Annotated in this window: 23 protein-coding genes and 1 riboswitch; of the genes, 13 read left to right on the top strand and 10 right to left on the bottom strand. The window is 40.9% G+C overall.

Going from position 1 to position 22,810, the window contains the following annotated elements:
• Positions 1 to 63 precede the first annotated feature (63 nt).
• Genes ABTV71_RS11110 through ABTV71_RS11100 form a run of 3 tightly spaced genes read left to right on the top strand, consistent with a single transcriptional unit; the run spans position 64 to position 1,393 of the window.
• Entirely contained in the window at positions 64 to 279 is a 216-nt protein-coding gene (locus ABTV71_RS11110) for a hypothetical protein (protein WP_433903226.1), read from the top strand.
• A gap of 51 nt (positions 280 to 330) precedes the next feature.
• Positions 331 to 1,104 carry an Fpg/Nei family DNA glycosylase gene (locus tag ABTV71_RS11105; RefSeq protein WP_433903225.1) on the top strand — a complete coding sequence of 258 codons (774 nt, stop codon included), beginning with the start codon at positions 331 to 333 and terminating at the stop codon, positions 1,102 to 1,104.
• Positions 1,105 to 1,132: 28 nt separating this feature from the next.
• Complete coding sequence (locus ABTV71_RS11100; RefSeq protein WP_433903224.1) at positions 1,133 to 1,393, top strand: hypothetical protein; 261 nt, start codon at positions 1,133 to 1,135, stop codon at positions 1,391 to 1,393.
• Positions 1,394 to 1,419: 26 nt separating this feature from the next.
• Here ABTV71_RS11100 and ABTV71_RS11095 read toward each other — a convergent pair whose 3' ends face one another.
• From ABTV71_RS11095 to ABTV71_RS11070, 6 genes are all read right to left on the bottom strand, one after another.
• Positions 1,420 to 2,286 (bottom strand): SOS response-associated peptidase, encoded by an 867-nt coding sequence (locus ABTV71_RS11095; RefSeq protein ID WP_433903223.1) that lies wholly within the window; start codon positions 2,284 to 2,286, stop codon positions 1,420 to 1,422.
• Positions 2,249 to 2,494 (bottom strand): hypothetical protein, encoded by a 246-nt coding sequence (locus ABTV71_RS11090; RefSeq protein WP_433903222.1) that lies wholly within the window; start codon positions 2,492 to 2,494, stop codon positions 2,249 to 2,251. The genes ABTV71_RS11095 and ABTV71_RS11090 overlap by 38 nt, the downstream gene beginning before the upstream one ends.
• 86 nt (positions 2,495 to 2,580) lie before the next feature.
• Positions 2,581 to 3,027 carry a tetratricopeptide repeat protein gene (locus tag ABTV71_RS11085; RefSeq protein WP_433903221.1) on the bottom strand — a complete coding sequence of 149 codons (447 nt, stop codon included), beginning with the start codon at positions 3,025 to 3,027 and terminating at the stop codon, positions 2,581 to 2,583.
• A 2-nt stretch (positions 3,028 to 3,029) separates the two neighbouring features.
• Positions 3,030 to 3,806 carry an exodeoxyribonuclease III gene (gene xth, locus ABTV71_RS11080; protein WP_433903220.1) on the bottom strand — a complete coding sequence of 259 codons (777 nt, stop codon included), beginning with the start codon at positions 3,804 to 3,806 and terminating at the stop codon, positions 3,030 to 3,032.
• 6 nt (positions 3,807 to 3,812) lie between these two features.
• Positions 3,813 to 4,070 carry a hypothetical protein gene (locus ABTV71_RS11075; protein ID WP_433903219.1) on the bottom strand — a complete coding sequence of 86 codons (258 nt, stop codon included), beginning with the start codon at positions 4,068 to 4,070 and terminating at the stop codon, positions 3,813 to 3,815.
• A gap of 1 nt (position 4,071) precedes the next feature.
• Entirely contained in the window at positions 4,072 to 4,257 is a 186-nt protein-coding gene (locus tag ABTV71_RS11070; RefSeq protein WP_433903218.1) for a DUF3606 domain-containing protein, read from the bottom strand.
• Between the two features lie 124 nt (positions 4,258 to 4,381).
• On the opposite strand from ABTV71_RS11070, the gene ligD reads away from it, so the two are divergent.
• Positions 4,382 to 6,388: a DNA ligase D gene (gene ligD / locus ABTV71_RS11065; RefSeq protein ID WP_433903217.1), complete on the top strand. Its 2,007-nt coding sequence runs from the start codon at positions 4,382 to 4,384 to the stop codon at positions 6,386 to 6,388.
• Between the two features lie 55 nt (positions 6,389 to 6,443).
• On the opposite strand, the gene ABTV71_RS11060 is transcribed toward ligD, so the two are convergent.
• The 3 genes from ABTV71_RS11060 to ABTV71_RS11050 all read right to left on the bottom strand — a co-directional run bounded on the left by ABTV71_RS11060 (position 6,444) and on the right by ABTV71_RS11050 (position 9,973).
• Positions 6,444 to 7,250, bottom strand: a complete 807-nt coding sequence (locus tag ABTV71_RS11060) for a TIGR02391 family protein (RefSeq protein WP_433903216.1) — start codon at positions 7,248 to 7,250, stop codon at positions 6,444 to 6,446.
• A gap of 208 nt (positions 7,251 to 7,458) precedes the next feature.
• Positions 7,459 to 9,801, bottom strand: a complete 2,343-nt coding sequence (locus ABTV71_RS11055) for an AAA family ATPase (protein WP_433903215.1) — start codon at positions 9,799 to 9,801, stop codon at positions 7,459 to 7,461.
• Positions 9,776 to 9,973, bottom strand: a complete 198-nt coding sequence (locus ABTV71_RS11050) for a hypothetical protein (RefSeq protein ID WP_433903214.1) — start codon at positions 9,971 to 9,973, stop codon at positions 9,776 to 9,778. Before ABTV71_RS11050 ends, ABTV71_RS11055 begins: the two co-directional genes overlap by 26 nt.
• 285 nt (positions 9,974 to 10,258) lie before the next feature.
• On the opposite strand from ABTV71_RS11050, the gene ABTV71_RS11045 reads away from it, so the two are divergent.
• Complete coding sequence (locus ABTV71_RS11045; protein ID WP_433903213.1) at positions 10,259 to 10,927, top strand: hypothetical protein; 669 nt, start codon at positions 10,259 to 10,261, stop codon at positions 10,925 to 10,927.
• Positions 10,928 to 11,031: 104 nt separating this feature from the next.
• Positions 11,032 to 13,350: a hypothetical protein gene (locus tag ABTV71_RS11040; RefSeq protein ID WP_433903212.1), complete on the top strand. Its 2,319-nt coding sequence runs from the start codon at positions 11,032 to 11,034 to the stop codon at positions 13,348 to 13,350.
• Positions 13,351 to 13,807: 457 nt separating this feature from the next.
• On the opposite strand, the gene ABTV71_RS11035 is transcribed toward ABTV71_RS11040, so the two are convergent.
• Positions 13,808 to 16,447, bottom strand: coding sequence for a family 78 glycoside hydrolase catalytic domain (locus ABTV71_RS11035; RefSeq protein ID WP_433903211.1), 2,640 nt, complete (start codon positions 16,445 to 16,447; stop codon positions 13,808 to 13,810).
• 231 nt (positions 16,448 to 16,678) lie between these two features.
• Positions 16,679 to 16,774: riboswitch (TPP riboswitch) on the top strand.
• Positions 16,775 to 16,835: 61 nt separating this feature from the next.
• Between ABTV71_RS11035 and thiS the strand changes: the two genes are divergently transcribed.
• Genes thiS through ABTV71_RS11000 form a run of 7 tightly spaced genes read left to right on the top strand, consistent with a single transcriptional unit; the run spans position 16,836 to position 22,710 of the window.
• Positions 16,836 to 17,042 (top strand): sulfur carrier protein ThiS, encoded by a 207-nt coding sequence (gene thiS, locus ABTV71_RS11030; protein ID WP_433903210.1) that lies wholly within the window; start codon positions 16,836 to 16,838, stop codon positions 17,040 to 17,042.
• A gap of 45 nt (positions 17,043 to 17,087) precedes the next feature.
• Positions 17,088 to 18,902: a phosphomethylpyrimidine synthase ThiC gene (thiC, locus tag ABTV71_RS11025; protein WP_433903209.1), complete on the top strand. Its 1,815-nt coding sequence runs from the start codon at positions 17,088 to 17,090 to the stop codon at positions 18,900 to 18,902.
• On the top strand, positions 18,899 to 19,510 hold the full coding sequence (locus ABTV71_RS11020) for a thiamine phosphate synthase (protein WP_433903208.1): 612 nt from the start codon (positions 18,899 to 18,901) through the stop codon (positions 19,508 to 19,510). The genes thiC and ABTV71_RS11020 overlap by 4 nt, the downstream gene beginning before the upstream one ends.
• Positions 19,474 to 20,094 carry a thiamine phosphate synthase gene (gene thiE, locus ABTV71_RS11015; RefSeq protein WP_433903207.1) on the top strand — a complete coding sequence of 207 codons (621 nt, stop codon included), beginning with the start codon at positions 19,474 to 19,476 and terminating at the stop codon, positions 20,092 to 20,094. The genes ABTV71_RS11020 and thiE overlap by 37 nt, the downstream gene beginning before the upstream one ends.
• Positions 20,091 to 20,861, top strand: coding sequence for a thiazole synthase (locus tag ABTV71_RS11010; RefSeq protein ID WP_433903206.1), 771 nt, complete (start codon positions 20,091 to 20,093; stop codon positions 20,859 to 20,861). Before thiE ends, ABTV71_RS11010 begins: the two co-directional genes overlap by 4 nt.
• A 9-nt stretch (positions 20,862 to 20,870) precedes the next feature.
• Entirely contained in the window at positions 20,871 to 21,995 is a 1,125-nt protein-coding gene (thiH, locus tag ABTV71_RS11005; protein WP_433903205.1) for a 2-iminoacetate synthase ThiH, read from the top strand.
• A gap of 4 nt (positions 21,996 to 21,999) precedes the next feature.
• Positions 22,000 to 22,710 carry a HesA/MoeB/ThiF family protein gene (locus tag ABTV71_RS11000; protein ID WP_433903204.1) on the top strand — a complete coding sequence of 237 codons (711 nt, stop codon included), beginning with the start codon at positions 22,000 to 22,002 and terminating at the stop codon, positions 22,708 to 22,710.
• The last annotated feature ends 100 nt before the right edge of the window (positions 22,711 to 22,810 follow it).

The raw sequence follows: 22,810 nt of genomic DNA, 5'->3' as shown, positions 1-22,810 counted from the left end.
TGACTAAATTTATAAACAAGTATTTACTTGCTAAATAAACTATCGATATCCTATTGTTGTTCTATGAGAAAAGGAGGAATTATGCCTTGGTACAATGGAGATTATCCGCCGTCCTATAAAAACCAGCCTTTGAAAATCCGGGGAAAGGCGACAGAAATTGCAAACGCATTGCTGGAGGAAGGTATGGAAGAAGGGATTGCTATTGCGACCGGTCTGAAAAGAGCAAGAGAGCATTTTAAGAATGAAAAAGGGAACGATAAAAAGGGAAAAAGCGAATAGCATAGCTTGTTGGAGCGACACTATTGCACACAATAATCAAATCTATAAAATATGCCAGAGCTACCGGATTTACAGGCTTTCAGCAGCAACCTGACCAAAATGCTGAAAGGGAAAACGATTGAAAACGCTACTATACATAATAAACAAAAAATAAAAGTCAGCGAAAACTCCCTTCAAGGGCTAATTGGCAAAAAGCTCATAAAAGTTTACCGCGAAGGTAAACGACTCTATTTCGACTTTGGGCAGGAAGCTGTCTTATCGCTTCATTTAATGCTGCATGGCAAGCTGGTCTATTCAGAAGATGAAAACCCTAAGTATACATTGGTAGCCATGAAATTCGAAGGCGGTAAAACCCTTGCGATTACTGACTTTCAGAAGATGGCCAATATTGAATTGAATCCTGGCCCTTCCGAGGGGATAGATGCTCTTTCTCCAAAACTTACAGCCAAAGTGCTTTCTGAATTATTAAAATCAAGCAAAGCAAAAATCAAAACTCTGCTGATGGACCAGAAAGTTATTGGAGGTATTGGAAATGCCTACGCTGACGAGATCCTCTATGAAGCAGCAATATCGCCACTTTCAATCGCTAACAAGATTCCCGATAAACAAGTACAACACCTTGCGAAAGCTATTAAATACGTACTGGAAAGTGCAGAAAAACAGATACTACAAGAACAACCTGATATAATTAATGGTGAGGTTAGAGACTTTATGAAGGTTCATATAAAAAACGCCTATACGGATAAAAAAGGAAATGAAATCCTGCAAACGAAAATCGGCGGACGAACTACCTATTACACCGAACAGCAGGAAGTTTTCAAGTAGAGAGCGCTAAGCAAATATTGAATTTAAAGTGCCGTTAAAACAAATTGAAATCCATCAAGGTTATACTCAGAAAGAACCAATGGATTATTTTGAAATTACAGTAAGGGGTATCGATTATTTGATAAAACCACATTTCGAGGCTGACAGCCTTTTGTTTACTACAGAAGTAGAAGGCAAGGAAATACTGTTCGCCGGTACAGGTAATGGACTTGAACCGATAGAGCCGCCCGATCTCGATCAGGAGTTGTTAGCAGAAATTGCGTCAAGTATTGATTCCTATATGATGTAAAAGCCGTGGCAGGACGCACGGCTTTATCAAACTTCATAGGCTAGCTCAGGAACCTCAGCATAAACAAAAGCTTTTCCTGGAGTGCCGGTCGTTTTAAAATCTTTTTCAATGGTGTAAGCTTCCATTTCTGATGCACTGATCTGATAAGTTGCCAGCTCCGTAATCCTCTCTTCAGATAAATCACCCATCATCCATTCCCAGGCTAGTTCATCGGGAAGCATCGTAGGCATACGGTTCTTACTGTTGTGAATTTGCTTCATTACTGAATTGGCCTCCGTTGTGACCAGGGCAACGGTATCAACTGTTTCGCCGGTTTCCTTATCCGTCCAGTTCTGCCAAATAGCTGCAATGAAGAAATACTCTTTGTTTTTTAGCCCAATATGATAAGGATATTTATTGGCAGTTTTCAGCAGCTGACCAGTCCTTTTGTTCAATGGATAGATATGGCGCCATTCATAAAATTCGCTTGATAAGATAAGACATCGCCGCTCCAGCGCAGCTTTGCGAAACATCTTCTCTCTTCCGGTTTTCTCATCTATCAAAAGCAGCTCCTCTCCTTTCGCATTAAGAGTTGTGTAGGCCTGGTGCCACTTTCCGGATGCATCCTTGTAACCAAAACGCATTTTCTTGACATCTTCCCTGTTTTTGACATAGTACGGGATAAAGCCCCATTCCATTTGTACAATATCGAAATTACATTTGTCAGCGGTTGGCTTTAATACTGCAATATTTCCATAGCTAAAACCATCATGAATGTCTTGATCTAAAAAATCATAATTCAGCACTGCTTTTTCAAGGTCCATCAGACGAATAAACTCCGCCCGAGAGACACGCTGTCCATTATAATAACACAAATTACCTCCGATCCAGGTATCCGGAAACGATCTGTCCAAAAAATTCAGCTTCCTTTTGTCTTCCCTGCGGCAAGCTGGTCCACAAATTACCCTGCCAGGTTGCCGCTCTGGTAATGACCAAAGCCGCGCGTTCATCGTCAAAAATCAGGCGGTATACTTGTTGATCCTGAACAGTATGTTCCGATACCATGATCTTGACTCCATCAGCCTCTATTTCAAATTTTTCGTTACCGAGTAAATTACCCATTACATTAATATTCAAATATTTACTAATTTATAAATATTCGAACATTTTTGCAAGTAGCCTTGGGGAATCAGGTAGAAACCCTGCTTTTACTTTTTTGTACGCGCTACAGATTTCTTTTTTTGTGGTTTTGGAGCAGTTTTAATTTTTTTCTGAACCGTTTCCAGTCGTTTTCTCCAGGACAGGATTTGAGGATCTTCATAAACTGGAAGGCCTTTGTCGTTTAGAAGACCAATTGACTTAGCAAGGCTGAGACTGAGCCGTGCTGATTTACTGTTTGCTTTCTTCCAGATTTGTTGGTCGTTCTTTATGTCTTGTTCATAAGCACCGATTGCCTGCTTAATAATTGCTAATTCTTTTTTATAATCTTTTAGCTTCCTATAAAGGATCATTAAGCGATTGTATGGCCCAGCTAATAATGGGTCTTTGCTTATAACTTGACTGTAGATTTTAATGGCATCTGGAGTTTTACCTTCGAGTTCCAGCAGTCGAGCCTCCTTTAACAGCTCATTTTTGGATTTCTTACTAGCAACCATATTTATTTTTTATCTTTCAATACTATCCAGACCGGCGCATGATCGCTGGCTTTTTCCCAGCCCCGAACATGTCTGTTTATTCCTCCTTCCAATAATAACGGTGCAACCATTGGACTTAAGAGCACATGATCCAACCGGAGCCCGGCATTCCGACCGTAGGCATTCCTAAGGTAATCCCAAAAGGTATAAACTTGTTGGTCTTTAAAAAGCGTCCGTATCGAATCGAGCCATCCCTGGCCGATCAATTGTTTAAATGCTTTTCGTGCTTCTACTCTAAACAGTGCATTTTCAATATATTTTTCCGGCTTGTAAACATCCTGTTCTGTGGGAATAATATTGAAATCACCTATAAGGATAATAGGCACTTCCATTTTTAAAAGAGCTTTCGTCCGTTTCATTAACCGCTTTATCCACGCCATTTTGTACTCGAACTTTGGTCCTGGATAAGGATTACCGTTGGGCAGATAAAGACAGCAAATTAGAATCTGGTTGACTATAACCTCCAGATACCGGCTATGTCGATCCTCTTTATCGCCAGGTAACTCCCTTGTTACTTCGGTGATTTCAAATTTAGAAAGGACAGCTACACCGTTCCAGCTTTTCTCTCCATGCCAGACTGCGTTATAACCTGCGTCATTAATAGCTTTTAAGGGAAAGCGTTCCTGCGGCGCTTTTAATTCCTGCAAACAAACAATATCCGGGGACTCTTCCCTTAGCCAGCGAAGCAATACGTTTAGTCTCCCGTTAATACCGTTCACATTGTAGGTTGCTATTTTCATTTATCGCTATTTCAAAGTGCCATCCCTGTTACGATCAACCTCCAATAAAAAAAGCAATTTGCTGATGGCAGGTTTATGCCATTGCTCCGGCAGATCACCTTTGATATAGGCCAGGTCTTCATCTAAAATCAGCTGACAGCCGTCCATAGTAATGCGAGCATATTGGCCATGCTCTCCTTCCTCACCAACTTCGAAATCAAAATATTTTTCTACTCCTTCGCTATTGGTCACCGGGATTCCTGTAAATGTGATTCTATCCGCCATATCATTTCTTTTTATTTTTTAGATATTCAGTAATCTCTTCCCTGCTATTACCGACCTTCTCAATTGCCGCTTCGACTTCCTGCCGCGATACGCCAAGTTCTTTTGCGATATAATCTACTTCGTACGATTCGCCTCCGGCAACCTGATTGCGGTCCCTTGCGTCCTTTTGATTTTTATTGTCTGTCATAAAAATGGTTTTTTGATAGAACAAGCGCCAGAACATACAGTTTGATTGTTTTGAGATATTAACAAAACAGTTAATATTCGACAACTAAAGGCAAGTGGTTTATGTTTACCAGAAAAGTCGTGTTATGAAAAAGATGCCCGCTCATATAAGCCCGATGCTTTGTACCCTAGTGAAAGATCCGTTGGATAGTGAAGATTATCTCTATGAAGTGAAATGGGATGGTTACCGGATCGTTTCATTTGTAGAGAAAGGAAAGGTACACATGGACTCCCGCAGCGGGCTTAATTACACGGCTAAGTACCCCCCGGTAGAAAAGGCGTTAAAGAGCCTAAAACATGACGTCATTATAGATGGCGAAGTAGTTGTCTTCAATCAGGAAGAAAAGCCGGATTTTGATGCCTTACAGCTTTACAACGGGCATGACAGTCCGATCCGCTATTGCGTATTCGATCTATTATGGTTAGACGGCCAGGATTTAAGGGGCTTTCCACTCACTGAACGAAAGGAGTTATTAAAAATGTTGGTGAAGGATAATGATACTTTCCGATTCAGCGAAAGTTTTGACGATGGCCCAGCATTGTACCAGCAAATGCTTGATTTAAACCTGGAAGGTATTGTGGCAAAAAAGAGAGATAGCCAATATATCGAAGGTAACCGTGGAAATGATTGGCTTAAGACTCCAACGCGAAAACGGCAGGAATTTGTCATTGGTGGCTGGGCCGAATCTGATAAGGCAAGATCATTTAAAAGCCTTTTGTTTGGCGCTTACGAAAATGGGAAGTTTACCTGGATCGGACGTAGTGGTGGCGGATTTAAAGATAAGGAAATGCCCGGTATCTTAAAAAAGCTGCAGGCCATAGAAGTTGATGAGTCACCCTTTGTCAATAAAGTACTCGATACTAAAGGTGCGAAGATGCACTGGGTAAAACCACAGCTGGTAGCAAATTTTGAATTTGCAACCTGGACAAAAACAGGAAGGATTCGCAAACCTGCAACTTTTCTTGGATTCCGGCTCGACAAAAAACCTAAACAAGTAGTTCGGGAAGTCCCAAAATCAGCGGCTCCTATTGAGGCCGAAGTTGCAAAAGAGAAATCAGCATCAAAGGTCCGAAAGGATTCAAAAAGAGAATCAGCCCCAAAAAAGTTATTGAATAAGGATAGTAATTGGCAGCGTGTCGATGAATCCTTCGAAGGTTCAGAAGTAACAGATTTTCCTATGAAGAATTGCACCATTCAACTGCATGATATTGGACGGGAATTATGGAAGGGTGTAGCAAAAGGGGATTTAATTCTATACTATAATAAAATCGCCTCCTATATCTTAACATACCTAAAAGACCGACCTCAATCTTTAAATTTGAAATTAACTGCAGCTGGTGGCCCCACAACATTTATCAAAGACATGGAAAACCGGCAACCTGATTGTGCGGAGGTTTTTAAAAATCAGCGCCGGGTTAAGAAAGTTGGTAAAAGAGATCAGATTGATTACCTCGTCTGCAATAATGTGGAAACCTTACTTACTATGGTAAATTGGGGTTGTGTTGATATTAATCCCTGGGCGTCACGCATTCAGCATCCTGAAAAGCCCGACTACATTTGGCTTGACCTCGATCCAACAGTGACTAAAAAAAACGAAGACCAGGGCTTTGAGCAAACCATACAGGTTGCCATCGCTGCAAAGAAAGTTTTTGATAAATACAAACTGAAAGGCTTTGTCAAAACTTCCGGTAAAACCGGCCTTCACATTTATATTCCATGCAGTGGTTTTACTTTCGAGCAGGCCCGTATCATTGCGAATTTACTAGCGGATGAGATTCATCAACTTGTACCCGCCATCAGTACAAGAAGCGAAGCAATCAACCATCGAAAAGGGAAAGTATATATCGACGCCAATCAAAACGATTATGCAGATACGCTTGCTGCTCCATATTCTGTAAGGCCATACCACAAGCCTATTGTTAGCACGCCTTTGGAGTGGAAGGAAGTTAAACCTAAGCTTGATCGTTACAAATTTACAATGAGTCAAATATCGGTCCGGCTAAAGCAAAAAGGTGATTTATTTAGCGGACTTCACGACATCAAAATTAATAAAAGCAACAATTTAATTTTGAGCCTTTTATTAAATTTATAATATGCCACTTTATTGGTCTACTTTTTTTCAAAAAAAGTAAATGAAATATCTTGTACTATTTAAATCCTGTTACGTACGAAGCGTCAAGTTTACGATGAATTATACTAGAAATAACCAAGACTTCCATCATCTCTGACAATTGGGTTTCTTCATTGATTTTTGGATTATGAGCTTTAGGATTACGATACATAGAAAAAAAACCCTTCATTAAATTAGCGAATCCTTTATGTTCACTTTCTTCGCTGGGGGTACTTAGTAAATTAAATGCCAACATGGGTTTCCTTTCCTTTCCGAGAGCGAAGCATTCGTCTACTAAGTCACTTCCATCACTTACATAATTAGTTTTTTGTCTCATCTTGTCAGCAACGCTTTTTGTTATTTCAAGAATGGCATGAAAATAATTCTCTTGTAAATATTCCACTTCGCAGAATCTTAATGCGTCAGGATGAACCCCAATACCATGTATTTTTTGTTTTATTTTCTGTGAGCGTTCCCTTGCCTCAGAAATAGTTCTTACTTTATTAACAGTTGCAAATTCACCGTATTTATTCATCTCTATTCCTTCAAATAGGAGTTTTGAATTAAGGTTACATCGGTGCTGTTCAAATTCTATTTCTTTATTGATATACCTTCGAGGATCTATAACTTTTTTTACAAAGGCAAGGATGTTGTTTCCACATGCGTCTTGCTGCTGACGATCCTTCATTGCGTAAAATAGCCTATCCTTCTTATTTGTTCCCTGATTAGATTCCTTAATTCCTGCAAGTTGTAATTCTTGAGTTATTTCGGTATGAGAAAGTATAACAGATATTACTTCTGCTATGTTTTTTAGGGTAGTGTAGTCAAAACTTTTAACTGCCATTATAATTTTAAATATGATTAATCTTAAAGGTTCTTAATAGTAGAGATTGTGTACTCATCGGTTCTTTTTAATGGTTTAGTATTAATTTTTTCCAGTATTAGCCCTTAACAAAATCTGATTTTATTTGTCCTATTTCGCTTTTTGGTACTTGTCCATTTTCCAGTGTTGAGTTTATTGTGTTAACATGTTATTAAAATTTTCCTTATAACTATTGTGGTTGAGTAAAAGGTAGCATTCTAATTCTACCAGACCTTGTAGCGTGATACATTCCAGAGGTCGATTTTATAGGAAAACCACCTTCCGTGGGACAAGTTAGTAATTCTCCAAATTTGAGTGTAAGTTCTGCAAACTGAAAAACCTCGGCATCAGAAATATTGAACCCATCGGGATTAAAATGTGCTCCAACCCAATTCCTGATAATCGCCAAGCCTTTTAAATTTTGAATTATTGGTTGGAGCTGCGTTTGTTTTTCTATTTGGTTATCAATTATTTTTCCAGTTTCATCCACGGCAACTTGTTGTACGACCAAAGCTTTTTGCAACTTCGAGTCGAGACAGTCTGTTAGTTCACGAAGTACGTATTCGTTCTTGGGTTTACGTGGCATCTTGCATTGATATTTTACGGCAAGGAAATCAAAAATGCTTTCAAGGATTACACCGGAAAGACTACAAAGCTTTTGTCTATCTATTTGTTCTGAATTTAGATGGTCCCTCAATTCTTCCAAGTTAACTTTGCCATTGTAAAATCTAATTCCACGTTCTATAGTCCAAGGCATCAATTCAACAAATTGTATTCTGCTGGCCGGAGCGCGACCATGACGATATAGTTCTCTCCATGGGCGATAGTGCGTCGTTATAAATATATGTGCAAACTCACCTAAATCCTCGTGAAGCACTTGGATTACTCTTTCCAGATGACTATGATCCACAGACATCATGACGTCATCCAATATTAAAATTGTATTTGGTTCATGATATTTTTTTGCTAAAGCCAGAAATATACAGAGTCCAAGAGTATCAAGGTGGGATTCACTGTATAAAGACTGCGGAGTAATTTTATCCAAATCTTGAAAACGTGCGTGTATATCAATAGAATGTTTGAAATTGAGGTTCAACGACATTTCAACGCTACCAATTGATTCAGCGGGGTGAATCTTCATATAAAGAGCTTCTACCGTACCAGAAATTGAATTCAACTCTTCATTAATAAATTCTTTTCTTGTTGATTCAACAAGAGCAAGAGCCTTTTGTGTAGTCTCTAATTTTGTTTTGATTATTCCTACCGAATTTCTTGCATTTATAAGACTATTGTACTGCGTTGAAATGCTGTTATGTTGCTTAACCTGCCCATCAATTACTTTTTGATCAATCCCCAAAGTCGTATTCGTAACCAGAAACGCGGGTAAATGCTCTTTAAGATAAGCTGTTTGATCCAATTGGTCTGTAAGTGGAATAAAACCCGAGAACAAATCAGTGGATTCAGGAATGTATTTTTTTACTGTTTCCAGTTGATCAATACAGAAAGCATTGAAAAGACCAAAGCACAATATCTCAGCCTCATTCAGATTTGTTTTGGCGGATTGATGAATGTTTCGAGCATTGATAAACGCTTGATTGAGCTCATTCAACCGCTTCATGTTTTTAACTTGCTCATCGATCCGCTGAACCAGTTCTTCTCTGACGGCATCTTTTCCACAAACAGGGCAATGCCTAAGATCCAGGACAGGCTTAATATACCTCTGTGCTTCAGTAAGTAGCTGCATCAGGGAAATATTACTGTCAGGGTTATCGTTCACAAATTTTTCCAAGTCTTCCTGCGCCGTGATGAGTGATTTAGATGCGGCTCGCTCTCTTGATATGGCAGCCCTATACATCTCTATTCCGCTATAAGCAGCCCTCCAATTTTCAAGAAATCCGTTAAGATCTGTAAGCTTCAGATTTAGTTCATTAATATCCCTTGACGTTTCTTGCTCAGACCATTGCTCCCAACCTAAACCAGGTTTATCTTCTTTCTCCCAAACTGTAGAAAGCACTTTTTCAGATTCCATTGCTACAGCACCCTGGCTTTTAAGAGCGAACTTCAATTCTTTTTCTAGTGCTCGGAGTGTCGTTTCACATTTTAGAATTTCGCCAACATCAATATACTCTTGCAACTCTGTATATCTTTCACTTGGTTCAGCATCCAGCAGTTTAGTTACCTGCTTGCGTCTCAGTTGTCTTACTTGGGGCAATCCGTCAGGCGGAGTTTTTGTAAATGTTGTTCCGTTTGGATTAAGCTGTGCTGTAAAGATGCCGGAAGTCGTTTGTAAGGAAATTGAAACATCTTCCGTTGCACTATTCAATGCTCGTAAAAATTTCTTATCTACAGAAGATTTATCTGCTAATGAACCTATGGAATCAGTACAAAGGCATATCAATGCGTCAGAAATACTGCTTTTACCATTTCCATTTTCTCCAAAAACCATTGTAATAGGCTTCTGACTATCGAACTCAATAGTCAGGGGTTTTGTTGCACCCCGAAAAGCATTAATCTGTAGCGTCTGCAGTTTCATTGGAGTTCTGTTTATCTGATGCTACCAAAAAATTATCCCAGTCTTTTAACTGTATTTTACCAGTTTTAAGTAAAGTGGTGAAACCTGCCTCTTCTATATCAGAAGATAATAAACCTTCTTCGGAAAGCTTATCATATATTTTCTTTGCAAGAATGCTATTCGGATCTGCCATGGCTATAATAATAAGTACTACCAAGATACACATTATTAACTTGATTTGAATTAAGAATAACTTAACTAGAATTAATAATAAGAGGCAGAAAAGAATTGGACAAAAATCACTAAATTCAAAAATAAATTTGAATTACGCTCATTTAAAGAAAAAAATTTATTGCATTTAATGAGTAAAAAGTGTGATTACGATTTACAGATAATGAATAACGAAAAGAACTTCCAATTTTTAAGCGAGTCAAACTTCCGATATCTATGCAAAGGACTAACACTGAATAACAATGATATGGAGGTCATTGACCAGCTGTTGATAAAGTTAAATGACCAAAATGGACTAATCAATTCTATCGTAACCCAGAACCATCATGAAGGCTTGGAATCCACATTGATAACATCTGGAAATCAAATCATTGTTAGCTTTGATAAATATTATGTTTCTGGCAAACCCTTAACAACTGCTGCTGTTATGAAGTCCAAAGGCAACGACAATCTTCCACCTACATTGCATATTAATTTGCATTCCCCAACGTTGAACATTCCACAAAGAATTGAAATTCCTTTAAGATATGTAGTGAAAGGCGCCGCGCCGTTACAAGGCACTTATATGGTCTATCTTCATGCGCTGCAAATCAATTTTGATAAAACATTTGTCTATTATGGAATTACCAAGAGGGGGTGGATGAGACGTTTCAATGAACATACCCGGTTAGCTGTAAGAGGTAATTCGCAACGGAAATTTCCAAAATTGCTTGGTGAAAGCATTGAGGCAAGAATACAAGAATTGTTAAACGGCTCCAACGGGAATGATAATATTTTAACGGGTTCTTACCATGTTGTATGTGCCGCTGGGCGGACTAAAAAAAATGCCTGTGAAATCGAAAAGTACCTCATTAATAAACATAGCCTCTTGGCAACAGAAGGTCTGAATATGATTTCTGGACAAGTTAGTAAGTAAAATTCAGGATAAAATTTAAGATATTTACATTTGATGTTAAAATTTTCACCAATTCAATGCCTCTTGAGGTTTACTTATAGGAAACCATAAATAAAAAAACACGTATGAACCAAGAACTTACTAATTTAATTAACAGCCTGTCCGTAGATAATTTCCGAGAACTTGTGAAAGGATTTTTAAAGGCAAAATACGGCACTCAGCATATTAGGATTATTGATGGACCATATGATGGAGGCCTTGATCTTGAAATATTTATTGGCGATAAAGAAATTAAACGAAACATTCAAATAACGGTTCAGAAAACAGGAATCGATGCAAAGTTGGAAGAGGATCTAGTAAAAGCCCAAAAGAATGCAATTGAATATGGTTATTTGTCAAACCTTGACTTCTATTTATCACAAAATCTGTCGAAGGAAAAACGATTACAACTTATATTGAGGGCAGAAATTGAGTATCAGGTTAATTTAAATATTATAGATGCTCGTATCTTATCGGAAGAATCTGTAAATTATCCAATTATAGCTGACCTTGTTTATAAAAGTCATAACTATAAAGGTCCCGAAAGATTTAATATTGCAGATAAACAAACGAAAATTCTATTTGATGTTTTGACACTTGACCATAACAGTATTGAAATAAAAAAGAATTTTATTAACTCTTATGTTTTCTCCTATTTATTCACAAACCCCAATAGTACTTTAGACCAGATTTTTACCTATACCAATACTCATTTAAAAAACACCTTATCTAAGGAGTTTTTAGAAAAAGAGGTTAATAATTTGAAAGGAAAAGGTTTTTTAGTAACACCAACAGATAAAAAAAAATTCAGTTTAAGTGACGAAAAATCAGCCGAAATCGAGACTATATTTGAAAAAGTGGAAAATCAAGAGTCTGAATTTAAATTTACTCTAATTGATTTTTTCCAAAAATATAAAATCGAATGCGATTCTAATGAAGTTGTTGATTTATTGTATAAACTATACAAAGAGAATTACACAATTGATATAGACGAAGTAAAGAGTAATAACAACTCTTTTAGTGCTTCGATAAAGAAGACATATAATGATTTAATATCATATTTTACAAGGTTAGGAGTTCCTAAAGATAGGTCCGAAATTATCACGAAGGAATTAGTTCAGATATGTAAAGACAACGAATTTCTAAATAAACTTTCGTCAACTTATTTATTCAATGACCTGTATAGTTCAGATAAATTGGAAAAATATGTTAATGATAAAAATCAACTGGTGTTTCTTGATACCCAAATACTCATTCGCTTAATTTGCGTTCTTTACGATAGCAAAATAAATTTCACTGACATTGCAATGCAATCTGTCAAAATATTGTACTCTACGATCCGTAAGTTTAAAGACAAGGTCAAATTAATATCTTCTTATGATTACGTTGGAGAAGTTGCTGGGCATTTGTACGAGGCATACAAGCTGCAGAGGTTTTTAAACTTGCCCTTTATTACCAAATTGGGTAACTCAAAAAATGTATTTTATAACACTTTTTCTGAATTATATAATTCGGAAATATTGCCTGAAGGGATGGAATTCATTGATTTTATTGAGGAATTATTGGATGCTGATCTTTATTCTTTAAATGAGCGAGATTTCTTAAAATTGGCTGAAGATAAAATTTCAGACATTTTGGAACAATTAAATATTGAGCTTATCTACCATCCGAATTATCCGAATTATTTATCGATAAAAAAAGAGTATGAGATATCATTGGCATATCAATCAAAAAGTAGATCATACAAGGCGACTGAAAATGATCTAAGAACTATTCTCTACTTATCATCAAAAGAGAATCATTTAAATCCTGAAAGTGGCCATATTAACGAACCCTTTTTGATAACATGGGATAGCGCATTTTACACTTTTAGGAAAGAGTTGGTGAGAGAGCATAAAGAATTAGGATATTGGTACATCTACTCACCCCTTAAATTAGTTGATCGATTATCCGTTATGAATTTTCAACTTAACCCTCAATCAATCAGTTTAAATATTGTTGCTTTAACAGAAACGAATTTCAACTATTCAACACGTACTTCATCTTTTTTAGATGTAATCTCAAGCTTTTTCAATACGCAAAATGTTGATGAATTATCGATTATTCATAAACTTGCCCGGCTTAAAGATAATAGTCGAGAACTAGATGTAATCCCGATTGACGATGACATCAAGGAGAGGGAGAATGAAGCATTTACTAATATTCTTGTAAATCTGAAGAACTATTATAACTCATATGAAGCTAAATTCGCATTTAATGATGTTATTGACATCTTTGAAATGCCGAAAAATGAAAATCTTATAATATCCATATTTGAAAACACGTTAGCAAATTACAAAAAGCGGTCCGATTTAGGAGAAATGTTTAGTCAATTTGACGACCTAATTACGGCTAACAAAGAATAATGGATAAAGTTTTGATATTCATTTTTTATAAAATTTCAAAATGGACGATAAACTGCAATTGAATTTGTTTAAATAACACAATGTTTTTATTCCTCTTCTTAAGAAATGAGGTGATTATGTTTTTTTTTAAATTTTTTTTATTGATTTCAAGTCGTGAAAAAAGTTCGACATTTCGCCCCTTGCTTGTACAATAAAGCCCATCATCTGATGGGCTTTATTGTTTTATATGCTATTCCATATTTAAGTCACACTTTTCTTCGCACCAAATTCGGAGTATAGTCAGATTCTGGCTAGATGTTGGTCAGGAAATCACTGGTCCACATCTGGTCAATACCTCAACCTTGGTCAATAACGCAGACTGTCCGAATAAGATCCGAAAATAAGACGAAGGAACGATATACCAACAACGATAATTTATTGATTTCTTAAATTATTCAAAAATCTGTTTACCAGACCACTATTTCAATTCCAAATTTAAGTCATGTCTCCCTGCCTCCAATTCGATTACTTTACCATTGCGGATATTTGCTGGCGGATAAAAGGTTGCCCTGGCATTTGCCGGTATCTCCACCCGATATTCGACCTTATTTCCGTTCGATTTCCAGCTGGACACAATCTTTCCGTAGGGCGAGTTATAAGTAATGGAAGACTCCTTAAGTTCCTTCGGAAAAATGGGTTTTAATAGCACATGTTTAAAACCAGCCTGCGCCGGATCCGGCAGAATGCCGCCGATGGACTTGAAAAACCAGCCTCCGATTTCACCAAACATCATGTGATTGTCAGAGATATCCCGCGTGGCATTCAGATCCCAGTTTTCGAGCAAGGTAGTCGCCCCATTGACAATCCACCATCCCCAGGAGGGATAGGTATCCTGTACCGCGACTTTATAGGCCGTTTCGTCATAACCATTTTCCTTCAGTGCATTCAGGAGTGCTTTCGCCCCCAGCACCCCTACATCCAGATGAAAATTGGTCTCTTCCACCTTGCTATTTAGATTGGCGGCGACTTTGGCTTTCATCGCTTCTGGCACCACCCCCCAATATAAAGGTACACTTAGCTCGGTCTGAGTTCCCGTGCTGTAAATCCCCTTTTCAGTATCCAAAAATTTGGCGTTGATGGCATCTTTGATCTTTTGGCTTAATTGTTCATATTTCTGCTGGTCGGCTGTTTTTCCAAACATCTTTGCAGCGGAAGCCAGTATCCTTGCATCCACGTAAAAGTACACTGATGAGGTAAGTTCAAGATTGGACTGCGATTTGACCGGTACCCAATCCCCCCGACCAAAGGTGGTCAGTCCACTTGGACTGATTCCGTCCACGTAATCCACATAACGTTTTATATTGTCATAACATTCTGCCAATAGGCTTGCATCGCCGTAAAACAGATAGGTCTGCCATGGAATAATAGCAATGGTGCTTGTCCAGTCCAAGCCATTTGCCGTACCGTACCCCCAGCCCCCCGTGGGAATGATATCCGGCAACACACCATTTTCCTGTTGCTCGTCCCGATGATCTGCCATCCATTTCTCGTAAACCGTGATGCCATCAAAATTATAATAAGCTGTTTCAATGGCGAGGTGACCATCCCCTGTCCAGCCATTTTTCTCCCGCTGCGGACAGTCCGTGGGATAGCCCATCAAATTGGATAAGTAGGCGTTATTGGTTGCTTCCCATAATCCATTGATCAGGGCAGAGGAGGTTTTCAGCTGGCCAATTGGACGCACGTCGCTATGCATAAAATAAGCCATAACAGCCGACTTCTCCAACACTACCGGTTCACTGCAGCTCACTTCGACATAGCGGAAACCTTTATAGCCAAATTTCGCCATAAATTCATCTTCCTTCTTACCGCTTAGCGTCAGAATATCGGTTTGAAAGGGTTCCAATTCTTTATTTCCATGATAATAAACATCAATATTGGACTGGTCCAGGCGTCCATTTGCATGCAATCGTTCGCCATGTTTGATCTTGACCACAGTTCCGGCCTTCCCTCGCATCTTGATCTTTGTCAGACCAGCCATATTCTGCCCCATATCAAAGACATAGGTACTGTCATTGATCTTTTTCATTGATTTCGGTTCATACGATCTAACGAGGCGTATGGGTACCGTCTGTTGTGAGGTAATGTTTGTGGAAGGCGGCTTCCGATACCGAACAGTATGCCACTGGCTGTCGTCAAAGGTCGGCATATCCCATCCCGGCATCTCCAGACGCGCATCATAATGCTCGCCCGTATAAATATTATTGTAGCGGATAGGTCCTGCAGCAGTTTTCCAGCTTTGATCCGAGCTTATTGTTTCCTCACTGCCGTCCTGATAGACAATACGCAGGTCCAAACAAAATGTCGGGCGGTCGCGCCAAGGGGCTTTGTCAAAATCCCATACCGCCAGAGGCTGATGATTATACCAACCATTTCCCAAGACGACGGCGAGGACATTGTCTCCCTGCTGAAGTTGCCGGGTGACGTCTTCCACCACGTATAAAGTACGTTTATCAAATCGGGTATACATCGGATCCAGCCTGTGATCGCCGATTTTCTCGCCATTTACGGAAAGCTCATAAAGTCCCGCCACAGCAATGTAAGCACGAGCCGATTTGATCGGTTTGGCAGCTTTAAATGCTCTTCTGAAATAAGGTGCAGGCTGTTCATGGATACTGTGGTTATCGCTGATCCATTTTCCTTTCCAGTGCTCCACCCCCATCATACCGGTTTCGAATGAAGCAATGGAAGACGTGCCTGGCCGTCCATTTTTATCCCAGACCAGGACTTTCCAAAAATACTTTGTCTGCGGTTTCAATGCCCTCCCCTTGTAATGGATCAACATGTCAGAATTTAACTGCTTGCCACTATTCCATATACCGGGTTTATTTTTCACCAATGCCATTGAATCTGTATCTACCATAATTTGATAAGCCGATTGTTTTGCTCCCTGCCGTTTATCAGCCAACTGCCAGCTCAAACGAGGACTGGGCCTATCTACACCCAATGGATTTTGGAGATGTTCACAGCTGAGCCCAATGGGTACACATTCTTTTCGCTGCTGTGCATAAAGGACTGAGCTCATGCTCAGCGTCATTATCAGTAAACTCTTCCGCATAGTTGGTTTATACATGTTGGTTTCTTGCTTTTCCCACAATAGAATTGAATTTAAATCCTGAACGATCATGAATGAATTCAGCGGAACAACAAGAGTTGTTAAATTGTTTTAGTTGATCCAAAAACGAATATATTAATTATTTTCAACATAGTAAACTGTACTGTCCTGCGGGGAAGTATTTAAAATTAATGACGATGTTTTGGATTTTTCATCAAAATAGTCCTATATTAGTTCCGACTTTAGGGGTGTCTGCATTTGCAGGCTGAGATTTTACCCTTATAACCTGATCCAGATCATACTGGCGTAGGGAAAAGTAAGCTGTCTTCCTGATACATTTTTGTATCTTGTTGTGGCCATTCCTAAAGTTTTACCAAAAAAATAAAAAGGAATGGAACTTACAATCAATCATCAAATCCGATTTTTCGACCCCGCGCCCAACTCTTTAGCTGATCTTTTACAGATTGAGCTTTCTGATAAAACACAAGGTGTCGCTGTAGCGCTCAACAACCGGGTTATTCCCAAAGACGACTGGTCCAAAACCCATCTGCGATCCAGCGACCAGATCCTGCTTATTACTGCTACACAAGGTGGTTAACCCCATGGAACATACTCAATTCAATATACCTAATTCCCCATGCACATGACATCAGAAAAAATCACACAGACCGCTTTTCCAAATTCCACCAAGGTTTTTGTCCCCGGAACGCTCTATCCTATCCAAGTGGCCATGCGTCAAATTTCGTTGAGTCCTACCAAATTGAGCAATGGTCAGATCGAAGTAAATCCGCCCATTACCATATACGACACCTCAGGTCCCTACACAGACGGGACACAGAATATTGACATTCGTAAGGGACTTCCGCGTCTTCGCGAACAATGGATCCTGGACCGCAAGGATGTACAGCAGCTGGAAGGTATCAGCTCGACATATGGTCAAGAGCGTCTGGCGGATAAAACATTAGACGAACTTCGTTTTGCCTACAGCCATAAACCCAAGGTTGCGGCGCAGGGAAAAAATGTAACGCAATTGCATTATGCCAGAAAAGGTATCATTACGCCGGAGATGGAATATGTTGCCATTCGCGAAAACCAACGGATAGCACAGCTGGCTGAAAGTACCCCTGGTATGGATCACCAGCATCCGGGTGAGAACTTTGGCGCCCGGACTGCCGAAAAATACATTACACCGGAGTTTGTCCGGGATGAAATCGCTGCCGGCAGAGCAATTATTCCGAACAATATCAATCATCCAGAAAGCGAGCCAATGATTATCGGCCGTAATTTTCTGGTAAAAATCAATGCCAACATCGGCAATAGTGCGGTCAGCTCCAGCATCGAAGAAGAGGTTGAAAAAGCAGTATGGGCCTGCCGTTGGGGTGCCGATACCATCATGGATCTGTCTACAGGAAAAAATATCCACGAAACCCGTGAATGGATTATCCGCAATTCACCTGTACCGATAGGCACTGTCCCGATCTATCAGGCGCTCGAAAAAGTGAAAGGGGTTGCCGAAGATCTCACTTGGGAAATATTCCGGGATACGCTGATTGAACAGGCTGAACAGGGTGTCTCTTATTTCACCATCCATGCCGGTGTCCTACTGCGCTACATTCATTTAACAGCAAAGCGCGTGACCGGTATCGTATCAAGAGGTGGATCCATTATGGCCAAATGGTGTCTTTTTCATCATCAGGAAAACTTTCTTTATACGCATTTTGAAGAGATCTGCCAGATCATGAAGCAGTATGATGTTGCTTTTTCGCTCGGTGATGGCTTGCGTCCGGGCGCTATTGCAGATGCCAATGACGCTGCCCAATTTGCCGAACTCGAAACCCTGGGTGAGTTGACAAAGATCGCTTGGAAACATGATGTACAGGTGATGATCGAGGGGCCTGGCCACGTTCCTATGCAGCTGATCAAAGAGAACATGGAAAAGCAGCTGGAATGTTGTGACGAGGCGCCGTTTTACACCTTAGGCCCGCTGACCACTGATATTGCACCGGGATATGACCACATCACTTCGGCTATTGGCGCGGCAATGATCGGCTGGTATGGCTGTGCCATGCTCTGCTATGTAACACCAAAAGAGCACCTTGGACTCCCAAATAAAAAAGATGTGAAAGATGGTGTCATCACCTACAAACTGGCCGCCCATGCGGCAGATCTGGCCAAAGGACATCCCGGGGCGCAGTACCGCGACAATGCCCTGAGTAAGGCCAGATTTGAATTTCGATGGGAGGATCAGTTTAACCTATCCCTTGATCCGGATACCGCCCGCGAATATCACGACGAAACACTGCCCGCGGATGCTGCCAAAGTAGCCCATTTCTGCTCCATGTGCGGGCCGAAATTCTGTTCGATGAAAATTACACAGGAAATCCGGGATACCGCCGCACAGGGCATGTTGGAAAAATCGCAGGAATTCATCGCCCAAGGAAAGGAAATCTACTTATGATCATTGCATTGACAGCAGCGGAGGAAGTTGCCCCGGAAATGGACATCATACATCATCTCTTTGAACAGGGGCTCGATCTACTGCATCTGCGAAAATATCATTTCACAGATGAGCAGATGTACCGGTATGTGGAATCTATAGATGCCACATACCGCGATCGACTGGTTCTCCACTCTCATCCGCAGCTGTCAGATGCACTTCAAATCGGCAGAATTCACTTCAACGAACATCATCGGCAAAGCGGCCTGTTCGACCGGCATCATTTCGGGAACATCTATTCGACTTCGGTCCATCATATCAGTCAGTTCAATGCCTTGGACACACGCTGGAATTATGCCTTCTTAAGTCCCTTATTTCCAAGCATCTCAAAAATAGGCTATGGCCGGAAAAATGCACTATTGAATCAGCTACCACTACGGTCCAATTTTGATGTTCGCTTAATTGGTCTGGGAGGGATAACAGCCGCCAACTGCCTGCTTCCCTTCCGGGCAGGAGCAAATGGAATCGCCTTATTGGGTGCTCTATGGCAAGATCCCGACCCTATTCAACATTTTATCACATGCAAACAGCTATGCTCGAAAAACTACAATATATCTCCCAGGGACTGACTTTGGCAGACCAAAAGAATAACATCTTAAAAGCTTTGGATGCAGGTGCCACATGGATTCAGATCCGATGGAAACAAGCAGATGAATCTGCATTCTCGCTGCTCGCGCAGCAAATGCTACAGGTTTGCCAGCACTTTGGAGCCAAATGTATCATCAACGATCATGTGCAGCTAGCAAAGGAGCTGGATGTCGATGGTGTACACCTGGGCTTAACTGACTGCGGTATAGCTGAAGCTCGCCAGTTGTTGGGAGCAGCAAAGATTATTGGCGGGACAGCAAATAGTCTGGAAGATGTGCAACAGCGGATAGCTGAAAAATGTGATTACATCGGACTCGGCCCCTATAAACATACTTATACAAAACAAAAGCTCAGTCCGCTATTGGGCATTGCCGGATATGAACATATCATCCGGGAAATCCGTCGGCAGGGGCTTACTCCTCTTCCGATCTTCGCCATCGGTGGGATCAGCAGCCTCGAAGATATCCAACGTTTAACAGAAACAGGGGTTTATGGTGTAGCGGTATCAGGACTGATCACCCAGACACCAAATATTATTTCATCCATTAAAAATCTTTTAAAATGAGCATATTACACATAGCCAATCGCAGCTTTGAATCCAGATTATTTATGGGAACGGGCAAATTCGGCAATCTAGATGAGATGAGCGCGGCCGTTAGGGCTTCCGGATCACAACTCGTTACCGTTGCATTAAAACGAATCGATCCGCTCGCCGTGCAAGACGAATTGACGGCTGCACTCGACCTAACAAAAATAGACTTACTCCCCAATACATCGGGTGCCAGAACAGCGGCGGAAGCGGTTTTAGCGGCCCAGCTGGCCAGAGAAGCGCTGGAAACAAACTGGGTAAAACTGGAAATTCATCCCGATCCCCGCTATCTGCTACCTGACCCGATTGAAACTTTACGTGCGACAGAGGAGCTGGCAAAACTGGGCTTTGTCGTCATGCCTTATATTCATGCAGACCCTGTACTTTGTAAACGTCTGGAAAACGCAGGTACTGCCGTTGTCATGCCCCTAGGTGCACCGATCGGTAGCAACAAAGGGCTTCGTACCCAAGACTTTCTGGAAATTATTATCGAGGAAAGCAATGTCCCGGTAATCGTTGATGCCGGAATTGGGGCTCCCTCTGATGCTGCTAAAGCGATGGAAATCGGTGCGGATGCCGTACTGGTCAATACGGCAATTGCCATTTCCAATAATCCGGTACAGATGGCCGCGGCATTTAAGCAAGCAGTCGGTGCCGGGCGCGAGGCTTATGAAGCAGGATTAGGGCCCATTACTTCGCGGGCAGTCAGTTCAAGTCCGCTCACTTCATTTTTATTCGATTGATCCAAAACCATGACTGATTTTAAAAAGCTACTCGCGCAATATCGCTGGGAAGAAGTCCAGGCAAAGATTTATGGCACCTCGGATCAGGATGTCCGCCATGCATTAAACCGGGATAATTTGACACTCAATGATTTCATCGCCCTTATTTCACCGGCCGCAACACCTTATCTGGAGCAAATGGCTGTCAAGGCACAGCAGATCACACAACTGCGCTTTGGCAAGACGATACAACTCTACGCTCCTCTCTACCTCAGCAATGAATGTCAGAATATCTGCACTTACTGCGGGTTTAGCATGGACAACAAGATTCGCCGAAAAACGTTGAGCAACACTGAATTATTACTGGAAGCGATGGCACTCAAATCCATGGGGGTCAACCATGTCCTATTAGTCAGCGGTGAAGCAAACAAGACCGTGGAAATTAATTATTTCCTGCAGGCGATTGAGCTGCTTAAACCTCATTTTTCCCAAATATCCATCGAGGTACAACCTCTTGAATTAACGGAATACCAATTGTTACAGGCTGCGGGTGTATATGCAGTCCTAGTGTACCAGGAAACCTATCATCGGGAAGTATATAAGAAATACCATCCCAAAGGCAAGAAATCGAATTTTGATTACCGTTTGGACACTCCGGACCGCATCGGGCAGGCGGGGATCCATAAAATCGGATTAGGGGTGTTACTCGGACTGGAAGATTGGCGTGTGGACAGCTTCTTTACCGCGGCTCACATTGCCTATTTACAAAAAAACTACTGGCAGACCCGGTACTCCATTTCCTTTCCGCGACTGCGGCCGGCAGCAGGTTCCGTCGCTCCCAATTTTCATCTTTCGGACAAACATCTGCTGCAATTAATCTGTGCTTACCGGTTATGGAATGAAAATTTGGAGATTTCCATTTCTACCCGGGAAAATGAAAGCTTTAGGGATCATATCATCCCTATCGGAGTAACAACAATGAGTGCGGCTTCCAAAACAAACCCTGGCGGGTATGTTGTTGACCCACAAGCGCTGGAGCAATTTGAGGTCAGCGACGAGCGGGATATGGAAACCATAAAAAATCAAATCCGAAAAATGGGATACGCACCTGTGATGAAGGATTGGGAAAGTACTTATTCAGGACTAATTCGCTAAATGGATGAAAGAGGATTTAATTTTCGAACGCTATAGCCGACAAATCTTTATCGAGGAAATTGGTGTTTCGGGACAACGAAAAATCATGAATGCCAAAGTACTGATCGTTGGAGCTGGCGGGCTGGGGAGTCCGGTATTGCAATATCTGGCAGCTGCTGGCATTGGTGTGCTTGCTTTGGCCGATTTTGACCGGGTAGAACTACATAACCTCAATAGGCAGGTGATCCATGGCGAAAAGCAGCTCCATAAAACCAAAACCAGCAGCGCCGTTGACTTTATGCAACGGCACAACAGTACGATTGATTTCCGGCCCTTGCAAGTTAAAATTGATGTTGACAATGCAGCAGAAATTCTTCGACCTTATGATATCATTGTGGATTGCTGCGACAACTTTAAGACGCGTTACCTGCTCAATGAGACCTGTCTAAAGCTTAACAAGCCTTTAGTCTATGGAAGTATACACGGATTTGAGGGACAGTTGGCAGTATTTAATTATCAGGGCAGCAAACATCTCCTCGACCTGTTTCCCTCAGTTCCTCCCCCCGAACAGGTGCCCAACTGTGATAAAAATGGTGTGCTGGGTCCCTTACCGGGAATAATAGGGAGTATGATGGCCATGCAGGTACTCAAAATGGCCGCAGGGCTGCCTGTAGACGCTAATCAACTGACCCTTGTCGATACGCTGCATTGGCGTTTTTCGAAGCTTTCTTTTTAAAATATGACTTAACGAGCTCGCCTGCCTGCGGGGAGCTCCTCATTTATCATGAAAATTCATTTTTAAAACAAGCATTAGCAAACAATATTTCCTATTTTTA

Origin of the sequence: Sphingobacterium puteale, from assembly GCF_050986225.1 — a bacterium.
GTDB classification, from domain to species: Bacteria; Bacteroidota; Bacteroidia; order Sphingobacteriales; family Sphingobacteriaceae; genus Sphingobacterium; species Sphingobacterium puteale.
This window is presented reverse-complemented; position numbering and strand designations above follow the sequence as displayed.